We start from the raw sequence: 14,468 nt of genomic DNA, 5'->3' as shown, positions 1-14,468 counted from the left end.
CAGGGCCGCAATAATTATTTTTGCTGGTAGCTACCAACTATTTCAATCAATCTATTCGGGTAATTGGTGATAATACCATCTACGCCCAAATCAATCATCTTCTTCATATCATCCACTTCATCAACCGTCCACGGTAATACCTGTACTTTTTTATCATGGGCTTCCTTTACCAGGTCCGCAGTAACCAGCTGAAATGCGGGACTGTAGATATTTGGTGTGAATCCCAGTGTTTTGATATTAGTCTCAAAAGATTCCTTATTAGCAATCAGCCAGGCAGTTTGCTGTTTAGGAAATTTCACGTGCAGCTGCTGCAGGGTGCGTGGATCAAAAGACTGAATCGTTACCCTGCTGGCAATTTTCTTCTTGTTAATGACACCCATTACCAGGTCAACAAAAACATCGGGAGCAGGATTCAGTTTGCCGTCGCCCTGTGCCTCAGACTTGGTTTCTACGTTGTAATAAACCGGTGTGAGGTGATTTAATTTCACGTAATGCTCCACGCTATCAATCAGTTCAGCCAGGAGTGGACGATACGTTTTAAAATTCTGCTGTTCCGGGAAACGGGCATTGTGTTTGGTACCTGCATCGAATTTACGGATGCTATCGTAGGTCATGGAGTAGAGCAGCAGCGTCTTTTGCTCATCCTTTGTAATTTCGGAACCATCAGGCTTAAGCATGAAGGCCGCCGACATAAAGGCATCATGAGACACCACTACTTTATTATCTGCAGTAATGATGCAGTCCAGCTCCAGCGTGCGCGCACCCAGCTTCACCGCATTGATCATGGCAGGAATGGTATTTTCCGGCATCAGGCCCATTCCACCGCGGTGTGCCTGCACATCTAATTTCGTTTGTGCCTGCACGTTACCTGTAAACAATGCAGCGCTTAATAACATAGGAAAAATAGCTTTCATCGTTATATCTGTTCGTTGTTTTAAAAATAGTATCTGCAAAGTAAAACCGAAAGTATCTGGCTAAAAAAGACAGTAGTACTAAGTTAACAATTTAGTAATAAATCCGTTGATGAGCTGGCAATGCTTTTTGCAGAAAGAACTAACGGTACCGGCTATAGCACGATGTCTGTCATTTCTTCGTAAATGCGCTATGACACAGCATTTCTTAACATTCCTGTAACATTCGTATTTTATATTTATACAGCGAAACGCGTCAACTGCGAACTATGTCTGATAGCCCTGTCAAATCCAAATTTGAAAGTCTCTTTGCCAACAACAATGAGAAAATTTACCGGTTTGCCCTGAAGCTCACCGGCGATGCATCGCGGGCACAGGATATAACCCAGCAATGCTTTATCCGCCTGTGGGAGCATATAGATAAGGTTGAAGAAGGACAGGATATATTTCCGTTATTGTTTGTATATGTAAAGCACCTGGTTATCGATGAAGCCCGCAGGCATTATCGGGAGAAGAAGTTAATTGCAGCAGCCACCGAAGAGCAGAAAACACAGCCATCATCGGATGATAACGTAGAAAGATATGTTATCCGTAAAGAGTTTGACCAGCAGATGAACAGCGCCGTACAGCAACTTCCGGAACAACGAAAAAATGTGTATATGCTTAGCCGTTATCATGGCTATAGCAATAAAGAGATTGCGGATAAACTATCTATTTCTGTAGCCACTGTTAAAAACCACCTGGGACTTGCCATGCAGGCCATCAAACAACAGGTGAGTGCCCATTTTGATATAGAAAAATCCCGGTAATTATGCGTACCTACTGTACTTTGTTAGCAGCCGGCCTGACCATTTGTTTCAGCGCCTGCCGACGTGATGCCCCCGTTAGTCCCGCCCCGCCCACAGGACCGGTTACACAAGCCGAAGTCAACACCTGGATATCCGATAGTTTACATCATTTTTATTTGTGGAACCAGCAACTGCCAGCAAAACCGGATACAGGGCTGACTCCACTCAACTTTTTCCTCAGCATGCGCCATGCCGCAGACCCCTTTTCTGTGTTGTATAATCCGGATGATGCCAGCACCTTACAAACATCTTTATACACTAATTTCGGGATAGACATCAGCGTTATTGACTTTCCGGCCTCGCCCAGCGGGGTTATTGCCGTAGTGAAATTAGTTACCCCTAATACATTTGTGGCTACTAAGTTCAGCCGTGGCAGTTATATATCCCGTATCAACAATACTCCCGTTACCGCTGCCAATGCGGCCCAGCTGGTAGCACAAGTATTACAAAACAAGACAGGCTCTTTTACTCCGGCCACCTTTTCAAATGGCGTACTTACAGAAGAAACAGCAGTACAGCTGGATTTCGGCTACCCAAAAGACAAACCCATATATACGGCCACGTTATCATCTGCCAGCAAAAAAATCGGATATCTCTACTACAACTCTTTTAACGACAATTACAATACAGACCTTGTCAACATCTTCCGAAATTATATCTCTACAGGAATAACAGACCTTATACTTGACCTGAGATACAATACCGGTGGCAGTATTGCGGCGGCCGCGCTATTATCGGCACTGATCACTGATGGCATCAATGAGAGCAGTACCTTCATCCAGTTATCAGGGAATAATATACAGGGCAGTTATAAGATGAGTTTCGGAGAAACAATGGCAGTTCCGGAAAGTGGCGTTGCCATTAAGTTTGCTGACATTTCCAATGCACGGCTGCGACTTTCCAGGGTATACATTCTTACTTCTCATCAAACTATTTCAGCGGCTGAACTGACTGTTAATAACCTCAAGCCCTATACGAAAGTGATACAGATTGGCGCTGCCACCTATGGCAAAGACAAAGGCGCCGTTATTGTAAGAGACCAGCGGAACCCTAAGCGGATCGTCTGGGTGATGCAACCCATTACTTACCTGCTTAGCAATGCCAGTGGTCAGGGTGGCTATACTGGCGGTCTTACGCCGGATTATACTGTCGATGAGATGAGTAAACAGCCCCTGGCAGAACTGGGTGATCCTGCTGATCCATTGATTGCAAAAGCAATAGCTTTAATTACCGGCAACGGAAGGGCCACCACCAGTGAAAACCTTGTAGCTACGTACTTCCAGGCGCCGGCAATTGCTAATGAGGTGATCATTCCACACAAAAAATAAAGCCATTCCTGATAGGAATGGCCTGGGACAGCAAACATATATTACACACAAAATTCTTTCTATAACATTGTCTGTGTTGTTTTTATTGTTCCATTGGTATCTGCAATAGTTGCAAAGTAGATGCCAGCATATATTACATTCGCGAAAATGAACATATAAGGCGTACGTGGCAGTGGGATCACTTGCCCGGTGGCAGGATCTTTTAAAATACCCACCCATTGATATTGCTTGCCCGTAGCATCTTTAAAGGGTAATGTCAATGTGATGGGATATAATTTTTTATTACTGAGACCTTTCAGCAACACAAAATCAGTGGTTATATTACCAGGCACTTTTAAAGAGGCTATCTGCAGGTCGATGACGTCGTATTTATAGTAAGTACTGAGGTTCAGATAGATCTGAAAGGTCAGCGAATCAGGGCTGACAGTGGTAGCAGGCATGAAACCGCTCATCCCCAGCGTGCTGCTGGCCATGATACGGAATTCCTGTTTAGTATTAGGCAGGATAGTAATGGTAGTATCAACAATCAGAGAATCGGTACCAGCCTTATAGAAACCCAGTTTCCCAGGTGTGTTGCTGGCTTCTTTCATAAATCCTTTGTAGGAGTCTGTCAGTGCTGAATCCATCAGCTGTCCGTTCCATTTCACACTGATAGCGGGCGTTCCTGGCAATGCCATAGATCTATACGACACCTGTCCATAATACACTTCTTCAGGTGAAGCGCCTTTGCGACAAGCTACAAAGGAGAAAACTAAGAGTGCAGCGATTACTAATTGTTGAATACGCATATAAAAATTCATTTGAAAAATAGGGGCCGGCAATTGCTTACCGGCTCCCTGGTAGTTTTAAACAAAAAATTAGAATCTTGACCAACCATCAGCCCAATTAGCATCGTTCGCAAATGCACCCGCACCAGCAGCTGCAGAAGAGAAAGTAGGTTGATAGTTAGATGGAGCATAAGGCACGCGAACAAATGGGAAGTTCAGCTCAGCCAATGCATTAGGATTTGTACTAGCATCTTTCAGGTTAGATGAGCAACCAACGCTCCAGGTAGTAGATGTCCATACACCAGACAGCTCGTAAGCGTTAGGGTAAGTATAGGCATGTACGTAGTTGTTGCAGAATACATCTTTACCAGCATTGTATTTGTTATATGTGCCAGTACCATCCAGAGAAATACCTACGTTGAAACCAAGGAAGATAGAGTTGGTGATTTCAAACTCAGAATTTCTTCTCAGGTGAGCAGCGCGGCCGTATTTACCAGTACCAGAAGGCTGGCCATTGGAGATGTTAGCTTTAGCAGCAGTAGGCAGACCAATGATGGTGATGAAGTCATATTTAGGACGGGTGATAGGCAGGTTGTTAGAACCACTTGCATCGTTATCACTTTCAAAACCGTTAGATTGGCTAAGGTCTGCACGGGTTGTATCAGACATACCGATTGATTCAGTGATAGAACCAGTGTAACCATTATCGGTATCAAACATATCATCCAATGCATCTACTGCGATCAGGTGAGAAGCGTTTACAGTACCTCCGAAGAATTCGAAAGCATCATCGTTGGATTTGTATACTTCGATGTAGTCCAGAACAGTACCAGAACCAACGCCACCCAGGGTCAGACCGTTGATTTCGTTGTTAGCAGACAATGGATAACCAGCGTATTCGATACGAACATATTTCAGGATACCAGAGTTGTCGTTATCGATTTTTTCGGAAGGATCGCCATACTGAGCATTGGCCAGTGGCGTACCAGGGATACCTTCGATCGTAGCGATAGAAGGCCAGTTAGTAGTAGCACGGCCCAGGATGATCACACCTGCCCAGTCACCAGATATAGGTGTAGAGCTGGCAGAGGTGAATACAATAGGGGATGTAGCAGTACCTTGCGCAATGATTTTAGAACCACGGGTGACAATCAGACCACCGCCTGGGTTACCGCCAGTAGTATGGTCGCCGAGTTCACCCAGGAGGGTAGTACCAGCCTGGATAGTCAGTTTAGCACCGTTAGATACATAAACCAGACCACTCAGGGTATAGGTTTTGGAGGCTGTCAGGTACAGGTCTGAAGTGATTACGCCTGTGATAGTGCTATCAGAAGCGAGGGTACCTGCCAGTACCGGACGATTGTTACCGGCATCTTTCTTACAGGAAGTTGCCAGGAACATACCAGCGAGGGTCATTGCTGATAATGTTGCAAATAAGGTCTTTTTGTTCATGGATTTTGTCTTTTGAGAGTTTTCTTTTGTTTAGATACTTACCTGATCAGGGTGCTGTATTACGCGTAAATTATTTTGAGTAAAATCAGAATTTATAGGTAAGCGTAGCGCTATAAGTACGTCCCGGAGCCAGTCGGTAGTTAATCAAATCACGGGACGACTGGTATTCCATTTCAGATTTAGAAGGATTTTTAGGAATTACTCCCTGAAACATATTCTGATATACTACACTATAACTATTAAGGATATTAGCCATGCTCAGTTTAATTTCCATTCTATTGCGAAGTAGTTTTCCTGAAATCTGTGCATCGAGTGATTTCAGCGGTTGTTCTATGAAAGAGTTCTGCCAGGTATCTACCGGACGGAATACCCTGTTGGTAACGAAGTTGTAGTTCATACTGGCAGTGAATACCGGCAGATCATAGTAGATACCTGCATTCATCATATAGTTGCTTGCTCCTGACTGCGGACGGTGTTCATATGCACCCACTTTTTCCATTACACGTAACCTGGTATCATCATTTTCATCACGGATAATAGTAGTAGATAATGGTTTCACCCATGCATCGAGGTAGGTAAAATTGCCATACAGGGTGAAATTGCGCAGTACAGGCACATTGGTGAAAGCAAACGACTTACGCACTTCTACCTCTAAACCATAGTTATCAGCAGATTTATTATTTTTCAGATTAAAAATTCTATTGCTACCCTGTTGATAGATCTCCATTGGATATTCCAGCTTCTTCATAAAAACAGAAGCGGACACAATATCTCCAGGGGAAGGATACCATTCATACCTGAAATCATAATGTTTGATGGTGGTAGAGCGGATAGGGTCCAGTGCTAAATATTCCCCTCCCAGCTCGTAATCATATTCCCTGAAATAAGACAGTTCTCGTAAATCAGGCCTGATAATGCTTTCAGCATATGCTAACCGGAGATTCATGGCCGGAGTCAGACTATAGGTAAGATTTGCAGATGGAAAGAAGCGCAGACCAGGCTCTCTGTTTAATACTTCACTGGCATCAAGCTTCTTATTACCATTATTAGCAGGATTTATAGCTCTCTCCAATACAGCATTCACATCGTTGAGGTTATAGTTTTCTGCTCTCACACCCCATACCAGTCTGAATTTTCCCCATTTATTATCCAGCATGGCATATACTGCATTCAGCGAAACATTTGCCTTGAAATCGTCGCGGTCTCCGTCCAGTTGGGCTACCTGACCCGAGTCTTTGAAATATTTTGACAGCGGCTGTGGTACACCGTAAGATTGTTGTGCAGTGGACGTATTGGCAACGAAAAAGTACCTATCCTTATTCCAGCCGCTATAGCCAATTTTAGCGGTATTGGCGAGTGGGCCTAGTTTAAACGGAGCAGAAAGCGCCATATCCCAGCTGAGATTCTTTTCTTTAGCACGGCTCCACCAGCGAAGTACACCAGATCGTCCGTTAGGAAAATAATTGGAGATACTTATATCATTCAGGTCTGCATTTTTATTAGGGTAATATTCAGCAATCAGCATATGGTTATCAGGCCGTATTTTGTCCATAGTCATGTAATTAGCCTGCCATTTGAGTTTAATGCCTTTGTTACCAAAGAGATGTTCCCCTTTTAACTGGTGCTGCAGAATTTTACTTTGCGTAGTGATATCCTGGAGCTGCATGCTTTTAGGTCCGCTTGCGTCATGGTAGCCTTTTCCCACGGTCAGTTGCTGGTCCAGCACCTGTAAGAATAAGCCATTATAGCTGATTTTATTACGTTCATTTCTGTACCCTACTCCCCATAAACCATTGATATTACTGGTAAATCCGTACCGCTGACCATGAAAGATGGTACTATCCGGCTCCTCAGTATATGGTCGTGGTTCAAAACCATCGCGGCCGGAAATAACATCCTGTGTGGCAAAAGTATTTCTGTAACCAAGGGAAGCTACAAATCCGAAGTGCCTGTTCAGTACTTTACCTCCGGAGATCTGGAAGTTTGGTGATACCGGCGCTTTGAGGTCGGTTAAGATCCAGTTATTGTTAAACATGGATTTATCCTTAGGCCAGGCAGCAGCAGCGTCAGCCAGTTCTTTATTAGAACTCCAATCGGTGCGGCCATACCATTTCCTGTGATCGGAAATTTGTCCGCTATATTCTTTTCCTTCCAGTGGCAGCGAGAGGAATTGCTTACCGGTGGTTTTGTCGTTGTAACTGGCTCCCACAGCGATGTTAAAGAAGCTTTCCGTTGGGATATCGATGGTATTTACCTCCACCAGACCGCCACCGAATTCGGCGCTACGGTCCGGTGTAAGGGTTTTCACCACCGTCACATTTTCTATAAGGTTTGCAGGGATAATATCGTAGTTGAAATTCTTTCTGTTTAATTCCGTGCTGGGCATGATCTGGCCGTTTAATACTGCCAGGTTATATCTTTCGCTCAATCCTCTTACTACAACATACTTATTTTCCATAGTAGATAATCCGGATACACGCTTCAGCACTTCTCCCACATTCTTATCAGGTGTGCGGCCGATCTGCGCGGCGCTGATACCATCCGTAATGCCCGCGCTGTTTTTCTGCAAGGCATAGAGGCCTTCCACAGAAGCACGTTTATACGTTCCCGTTACTGTCACTTCTTTTAGCTTAGCACCATTATTTTTCAGGACAACATTCAGCGGGGTGGTACCTTTGGGGGCAACCACCACATCTGTTATTTTGCGGGAATCGTAGGAGATGAATGAAAAGGTGAGGGTATAGGAACCCGGCGCCAACGGCAGATCGAAAGAACCGTCGACGTTGGTAACGGTGCCGGCTCCATTACTTACCAATATAGTTACACCAGGAATAGGGTCATTTTTACTGTCTACCACTTTACCGGTTACACGGCCATCGGCGCGACTGGCAGGCTTTTCCGCACGACCTTTACGCAGGGCAATCGTGTTGCTGGTAGTCAGTTCTATATCAATAGGCGCATTATAATCGAGGTATTCGAGTACTGCAGTAAGCGGGGCCGCATTAAACTTCACAGCGCCTACCGTACAATGTTGTAAATATTCAGGATCGTATACAAAAGTATAGGGTGTTTGTTTTTGCAGTGATTTCACTATTTCCACCGCATTAGACTTTTCAAACTGAAGGGATACTTTGTCATGCAGTCCTTTGTAAGACTGGGCGTACAGATGATTGGCTGATACCGTCAGCATCAACAGGGATACCAATTTCACGGGCATACGATTCCCTGTACAAAATCCTCGTAAAGATTTTTGCATACTTATTAACTTATTAAGAAATGATTAGTTTACTTTTTTCCGGCCACCAGGTATGTGCTATCGTTTACACGCGTACAGGATAAGTTATGCACATAGGCCAGTGAGTGGAGAATGTCTTTCACAGGCATTCTGGCACTGAATTCACCTGATATCTTTTTGTTTGCCAGTTGTTTATCCTGCAGTACAATTTTAAGGCCTTCACGTTGCTGCAGGCGGGTCAGCACGTCAGCCAGCGTGGTTTTATTAAAAATGATTTTGTTGTTCTTCCAGTCTAACAGTTCGTTACTATCGAAATGCGCCGTAACAGGAGGGGTATCTTCTTTACTGGTAAGCATTTCGCCAGGTTGCAATATTTTTGAGTACCCACTATTACCGGTAACTGCTACTTTACCTTCTATCAGGCTCACCTGGATACCGCCATCAGCGCGGTTATCTGTGGATATCTGGAAGGTTGTTCCCAGCACGGTGGTTGTCAGGTGCCTGGTATGTACATTAAAGGGCTGTTTAGGGTTGGTTACCACTTTAAACAGTGCCACGCCTTGCAGCCAGAGGTTACGGCCATTTTTGTTATAATCATTCGCATAGCCCAGCATACTATGAGCGTTTAGCCATACCTGTGAGCCATCGGGGAGATTGTAAATCTGTACGTTGCCGGTATTATTGAAGATGGTATCGATTTGTTGTGCCATCGGTCTGGCAGGTTCATATTTGTAGATGCCTGCCAGGAGGATGATACCTGTAGCCACCGCGGCGGCAACGCCGTACCATAATTTATGTATGCGGGATTTAGGTTTATTAGCCTGAATATAGGTCTGCTGCAACATATTATCCAGCATAGGGGTTGCTTCCTGCTGCAGGTATTCCTCTACGAGCATCTGTTCCTGTTCGGAGCAGTTACCCTGGAAGTACCTTTCTAATATGTCGCGATTCATTTGCATACATAGAGAGTACGCTTCAAAAAAGAAGGAGGACTAATGGGAAAGCTGGAGTTAACAATTTGGTAATACCAGGAGGATTAGCCCTTAAGCTTTTTCTCGTCGGTGGTGCGGTAGATGGCGCGCTTTACCTTACCAGTGGCGTTGATGCGGAAATCGAGGATACCATCACCATCGAAGTCGCCAAGATCAGCCTGGGTGAGGGGTTCGGCTGTCTGGAAGTCGTAGGTATGTACCAGGTTACCTTTAGGGTCCAGTTGCAGGAGGAGATATTCACATCCGTTGTTGCCACTGAAAGAAACCAGGTCCAGCTCCAGGAGGAGGTACTTATCACTGCCAAGACTAAACGAAGTTAACTCGGTAGGAAGCAGGATAACACTTTGCTGAATAGGCTTAGGAAGGGCAATTTGTTTTCCGTTATAAAGGAGAACAGGTTTTGTATCAGCGAGCGACTTGAAGTTCTTCAGCATTTTCGGTTTGGCGGTCTTATCGATCAAAGAGACTTCTGTAAGACTGTAGTAACCGAGTTTCGCCGCAGAACTTTCCAGGAACACGATATCATCATCGTCCGATTCAACTTTGGCAATCTGTGAGGAAACTTTAGTGTAATTGGAGATTTGAGTTTTAAAGGGAGAATTAACCTTTGTTTGGGCATGGCAGCCGTGGCAGCCGCTGACAAGGCTGGTTAAAGCCAGCAGGGCAATAGGGAAGGAGCGTTTCATGGCGTATAGGTGTATTTAGGGTACAAAGATGTTAAAAATCCGACAATAATTTTGGCGTTAAAACAGGAAATCTATTCAAAAAAATAAAGCGGTTAGATATAATTTAATTCCTATAATGCACTCAATCTTCTCATCTTACTAAGTAGTTTCCAAACCAGATGTAGTTCTTTCTGAGGTAGCCTGCCCTCCAATTCACTTTTTCTTAAATAACTGATAACCTGAGGTGACAATAAGAGCTGCAATTGCTCATCTAAAAGTAGATTACAAGCCAGACTTACCCAATATCCTGATTTCATATGTGTAAATAAGAAGAGCACTAATTCATTAAAAGGAATTATATCTTCTATTCTATAGTTACTGTCACAGATATTCCTTTTCAAATCAGTCACCGGTAGCTCCAACTGCGGCAGCAGGCGCATAAGCGATTCGGGCTCTATTATTGGTTCAAAATATTCTGCTTGTTTCAGATAAAGGTGATCATCTGTATGAAGATATATTTGAGTCGATTTTACTCCGGTATAGATAAGCGTTCCTGTCATAGTCGTTGTTATTACCACCAGCGATCAACATCCTTCATCCAGTTATAAATACGGGCAAGCATATCTTCATCAATTTTAGTTTCTACATGCCAGGAAGCCTTTCCATCTCTCAGCGTTTTCCGGAAATAATTATCCGGCAATAAATAAGCCTTTTAGTCTGAATGTCCCATTGGCTAACTTCTTAAATTCCAATTTCAAAGACGATTCGCCATCCAACTCACCCTCATTATTAAAATACTTGCTAATCAGTATAATATCGTACCCCTCTTTTACCACGGTACTTTTTTTGAAGAAGGAATCAAACCAGTGTTTTTTATTGATTTGCAGCAGCTTGCTTTTGAGTGTAGCAGCATCTTTAACGTTACGATCTGCATTATTACCAGTGCAATTTAAGTCAAAGGGATAAGCACAGTACATTACCAAAGAATCAATATTCTTTGTTTTCAAATAGGATACTATTTGTTCTCTGGTTTGGCCGTAGCTGTAGCTGGACACCAGGCTTAGCAGCAACAGGATAATAAAGGCTGAAAATTTATTTTTCATGATATTAACTGGTTATTATTAACAATTAATTTATTAAGATCTCTTATGGCATATTTTTTCAACGTAGCTATCACCTGACCCGCTTTTATCCAAAAGGTTTCTCCCCAGCCATCCGAGTGAAACGTATCACTTATTTTTAGATAATCCACGTTATCAATATCATACACGAAGAGTGGTATTTCAGGGTTGGATGTCAGCGACTGAAGTAAAGTTTTCAACTGAACAATAGTCGGGCTCCAGGAAGCGAAAAGAAACACAATTGCTTTCTCCTGAGTCACTGCTGAAATAGTATAGTTATTTACTGATGTAGATGGATGTGCCGCACACCATGTCTCCAATTCTTTTTGCATATTAATTCAGTTACGGATCTGCAATCTCAAGATTACCAGGATATATTTCATTATCCAATACTTCTTATTTCCGGGAAACAAAACAACTCCTTATCTGTATCAAATGTTAAATTATCCAGTGAGATCCCTGCAGCTTCAGCGAAAGCCTGAAGGCAGGCAAAGAGAACAATTAAGTTATTGGTATCAACAGGATACCACAGGATTTCATAAACTACAATCTTTACACTTCCTGTTTTCAGTCTTCTAAAATAATCATAAAATATTGCTCCTGCAGATTTGCACATGAGCTCCCATTCGGGACAATGACACGCTATATCAATAGCTATTTTATCATCGGCAGCAACTTCTAAGTCGAATACAATTTCTGCATAACATCCTCTGTTTTTAACTTGCCTTCGAAATATATGTCTCCTCATCATTCAATTAATAATTTAAAATCACCTCTTTAACCCGAAGACTGTCAGTATCTCCCAAACCTCCTAACGGCATAGTACTTAACGCTACCAGCTGGCCATTTTCAGCCTTCATATAACACGCTCCGTCCTGGTTCAATACGGAGATAGCATATACTTTATTGGCTGCAACATCGAAGATAAACGCATTCACTATATGACTAAAAGAAGAGAATCCGGCATCGCTGGCATATCCTTCTACATAATAAAAATCTTTACCATCTACCTTATATAAAATTAAAGAAGGAAAATCTTTGAAATCAAAACCAGCATGCCTGATTGGTTGACCATCTTCACCTTTGGAAGTCATCAGGTGGCCATTGTAATAGAATGCAGTCTGTTCTGTGCCACTTTTAGCAGGAACATGGCTTTCCAGTCGGAACTGGTGATCAGGAATATCAAAGGTAGTTATAGTCGACGTAACGCCATTTTTAATGACCTCCCGGGCGCTTACTTTGGCCGCAATAAGCTTTCCGAAACTCGAATCGTAATGAAAGGTATTTTTTACGTAGTCCTCTAATTTATCGGAGCTAATAGCTATTTCACCCTCCTTCAAGGCTTCAGGATCATTATCTGATGGTATGTTTGTTATTGAGACCGAATCAACCACGGCACGCCCGGACGGGTTTACGGTTACGGAGTCTATCAGCGGCTTATCAGACTGTTTGGGCTTATGATTACCACAGCTGTAGCAGCATAGCAGCAAGACTATAGGAAGATATTTCATGTGGTATAGGTATATTAAGCTATAAAGATAAGTATCAGATCACCATTCCAAAATCAGCTAAGTAAGTATTTTAGCCAGTTTCAAGTTTTTCTATGCTATCAGTTAAGATACTCATTTACTTCAAGGAACTACAGCAACCCTTTCTCAATTTCAGTTTATAAGACCGTACTTTTAGAACATATTTATACTCCCTGAAAGGATAAATTTTTAAGTCTCCGCTAAACGTTTCTGTATAACAGATTGCGCAAGGCCCAATTGTACTATCCAGTTTATACTCAGCCTTATCATCATCGAATTCAATGTAAATATCCTTATGAAGTAATTCTACCGGCAAGCCCTTTCCTTTCACAATCTTTGATACACTCCATTTGGGAACACAATCGCAGGCATAAGCAACATAGCTGGTATTAATAACAACGTGCTTATGCACTATCCTGAAATGTTTTATCCCAACAAAAGCCGCTATCAGCAATATTTTCAAGGATATCGCAACAAACATCACTCTGGCCAGCAGGGACATTTTTCTAAAAATTGCGGGCATTATCATCATCTTTTCTGAATACTTACATGTACAGTGTAGTAGCTATTTTGCTCGGTCCATATAGCCGTACACACGCCATCAGCATTTGATTTATAACGACCAGCTTTCATTTTCCTGATTAAGGGCGTCTCATGTATAATGTCATCCATATCGAGGGCTGAAGCTTTTCGGTTAAACAGGTAGATAAGGCTAATGCTTCCCAATCTTTTACTTTTCGCTCCATAATTCAGATACAACGTACATGATTCATAATTCCGGGTACTTCTGATGGCTATAGGCCTGAAAGATGTCCAATACACAATCGTATCTTTTGTATTACAGTCCGGACAAACATCTAATTCGAGCTTCTGACTTGTTTCACTCAGCTTCTCGCCTGGTGTGAAACTTAGTTCACGAAAATGAAAGGGTTTAGGCTTAGGTTTACAGGAAGTATATAAAAGTATAAAAAACAGGAATAGCAGATAATTAAATTTCATCAGATAAATTTACAGTAGTTGGCAGATCAGTTCATTATCCTAATTTATGAACATTAAAATATTCAACTTCGGCATATTGCTTTTTACATGTGCCTCCTCCTTCTTATCAACAATATTTAAATGGCCAGAGCGTTGCATCTTACCAACATGTACTGCCTGATGTGTAACCGAACACCATACCAACCCATGCACCATAAAGTTATCATGATCGTATTCAAAAAATACAGACTCCATCACACCATCTGCTGCAAAAGGAGAGGGGATAGGATTTTCGCCATCCAATACCCTAAGGGTAAGTTGTAACCAGCCGTTCATCTTGGCTTTACTGTTCTTCATGGTAGGGATATCTACTTCTTTTTATTAAACCAGTGTAATAGCCTAAAGATAAAAAAGCAGACCAATATTATTTAATAATACAGATCTGCTTTTTATTTATTATAAATGCTACTTCTACTCACAACAATAGCTATTTTTCGCCGTGTGTTAATAGTCCTACTACTTCTGCCACTTGCATCTGTCCCCCCAATTCTGGAAGGATTAAATCAATTTCAATAGTCAACAGAATTGCCAACAGATATTTTTCGGTTAATTATTATATACTACTAAATCCGCAGAAATGGT

General features: G+C 42.5%; 15 protein-coding genes. 2 read left to right on the top strand and 13 right to left on the bottom strand.

Annotation, left to right across the window (positions count from 1 at the left end; all coding sequences use genetic code 11):
* Positions 1 to 14: 14 nt before the first annotated feature.
* A complete protein-coding gene (locus F3J22_RS04950; protein ID WP_167014888.1) occupies positions 15 to 914 on the bottom strand; it encodes a glycerophosphodiester phosphodiesterase family protein in 900 nt (299 codons plus the stop codon).
* 266 nt (positions 915 to 1,180) lie between these two features.
* Here F3J22_RS04950 and F3J22_RS04945 point away from each other — a divergent pair, with 266 nt between their 5' ends.
* Together F3J22_RS04945 and F3J22_RS04940 are read left to right on the top strand one after the other, a co-directional pair.
* Positions 1,181 to 1,720 carry an RNA polymerase sigma factor gene (locus tag F3J22_RS04945; protein WP_167014886.1) on the top strand — a complete coding sequence of 180 codons (540 nt, stop codon included), beginning with the start codon at positions 1,181 to 1,183 and terminating at the stop codon, positions 1,718 to 1,720.
* A 2-nt stretch (positions 1,721 to 1,722) separates the two neighbouring features.
* On the top strand, positions 1,723 to 3,087 hold the full coding sequence (locus tag F3J22_RS04940; protein ID WP_167014884.1) for a S41 family peptidase: 1,365 nt from the start codon (positions 1,723 to 1,725) through the stop codon (positions 3,085 to 3,087).
* 59 nt (positions 3,088 to 3,146) lie between these two features.
* Here F3J22_RS04940 and F3J22_RS04935 read toward each other — a convergent pair whose 3' ends face one another.
* From F3J22_RS04935 to F3J22_RS04885, 12 genes are all read right to left on the bottom strand, one after another.
* The gene (locus F3J22_RS04935) at positions 3,147 to 3,875 is read right to left on the bottom strand and encodes a hypothetical protein (RefSeq protein ID WP_167014882.1); all 729 of its coding nucleotides are present in this window, start codon (positions 3,873 to 3,875) and stop codon (positions 3,147 to 3,149) included.
* 69 nt (positions 3,876 to 3,944) lie between these two features.
* The gene (locus F3J22_RS04930) at positions 3,945 to 5,306 is read right to left on the bottom strand and encodes a hypothetical protein (RefSeq protein WP_167014880.1); all 1,362 of its coding nucleotides are present in this window, start codon (positions 5,304 to 5,306) and stop codon (positions 3,945 to 3,947) included.
* Positions 5,307 to 5,391: 85 nt separating this feature from the next.
* Positions 5,392 to 8,517 carry a TonB-dependent receptor gene (locus F3J22_RS04925; protein ID WP_167014878.1) on the bottom strand — a complete coding sequence of 1,042 codons (3,126 nt, stop codon included), beginning with the start codon at positions 8,515 to 8,517 and terminating at the stop codon, positions 5,392 to 5,394.
* Between the two features lie 74 nt (positions 8,518 to 8,591).
* Positions 8,592 to 9,500 (bottom strand): FecR family protein, encoded by a 909-nt coding sequence (locus F3J22_RS04920; protein WP_167014876.1) that lies wholly within the window; start codon positions 9,498 to 9,500, stop codon positions 8,592 to 8,594.
* Between the two features lie 77 nt (positions 9,501 to 9,577).
* Entirely contained in the window at positions 9,578 to 10,219 is a 642-nt protein-coding gene (locus F3J22_RS04915) for a hypothetical protein (RefSeq protein WP_167014874.1), read from the bottom strand.
* A gap of 110 nt (positions 10,220 to 10,329) precedes the next feature.
* The gene (locus tag F3J22_RS04910; protein ID WP_167014872.1) at positions 10,330 to 10,758 is read right to left on the bottom strand and encodes a hypothetical protein; all 429 of its coding nucleotides are present in this window, start codon (positions 10,756 to 10,758) and stop codon (positions 10,330 to 10,332) included.
* Positions 10,759 to 10,769: 11 nt separating this feature from the next.
* Complete coding sequence (locus tag F3J22_RS30670) at positions 10,770 to 10,898, bottom strand: hypothetical protein (protein WP_255492045.1); 129 nt, start codon at positions 10,896 to 10,898, stop codon at positions 10,770 to 10,772.
* A complete protein-coding gene (locus F3J22_RS04905; protein ID WP_167014870.1) occupies positions 10,888 to 11,301 on the bottom strand; it encodes a hypothetical protein in 414 nt (137 codons plus the stop codon). The genes F3J22_RS30670 and F3J22_RS04905 overlap by 11 nt, the downstream gene beginning before the upstream one ends.
* On the bottom strand, positions 11,298 to 11,651 hold the full coding sequence (locus F3J22_RS04900; protein ID WP_167014868.1) for a hypothetical protein: 354 nt from the start codon (positions 11,649 to 11,651) through the stop codon (positions 11,298 to 11,300). The genes F3J22_RS04905 and F3J22_RS04900 overlap by 4 nt, the downstream gene beginning before the upstream one ends.
* A gap of 50 nt (positions 11,652 to 11,701) precedes the next feature.
* Positions 11,702 to 12,070, bottom strand: coding sequence for a hypothetical protein (locus tag F3J22_RS04895; protein WP_167014866.1), 369 nt, complete (start codon positions 12,068 to 12,070; stop codon positions 11,702 to 11,704).
* A gap of 4 nt (positions 12,071 to 12,074) precedes the next feature.
* Positions 12,075 to 12,830, bottom strand: a complete 756-nt coding sequence (locus F3J22_RS04890; RefSeq protein WP_167014864.1) for a hypothetical protein — start codon at positions 12,828 to 12,830, stop codon at positions 12,075 to 12,077.
* 1,056 nt (positions 12,831 to 13,886) lie between these two features.
* A complete protein-coding gene (locus tag F3J22_RS04885) occupies positions 13,887 to 14,183 on the bottom strand; it encodes a hypothetical protein (protein WP_167014862.1) in 297 nt (98 codons plus the stop codon).
* Positions 14,184 to 14,468 lie beyond the last annotated feature (285 nt).

This window comes from Chitinophaga sp. Cy-1792, assembly GCF_011752935.1.
Taxonomy (GTDB): domain Bacteria; phylum Bacteroidota; class Bacteroidia; order Chitinophagales; family Chitinophagaceae; genus Chitinophaga.
The sequence above is the reverse complement of the archived record's forward strand: the minus strand, read 5'-3'. Positions and strand labels throughout refer to the sequence as shown.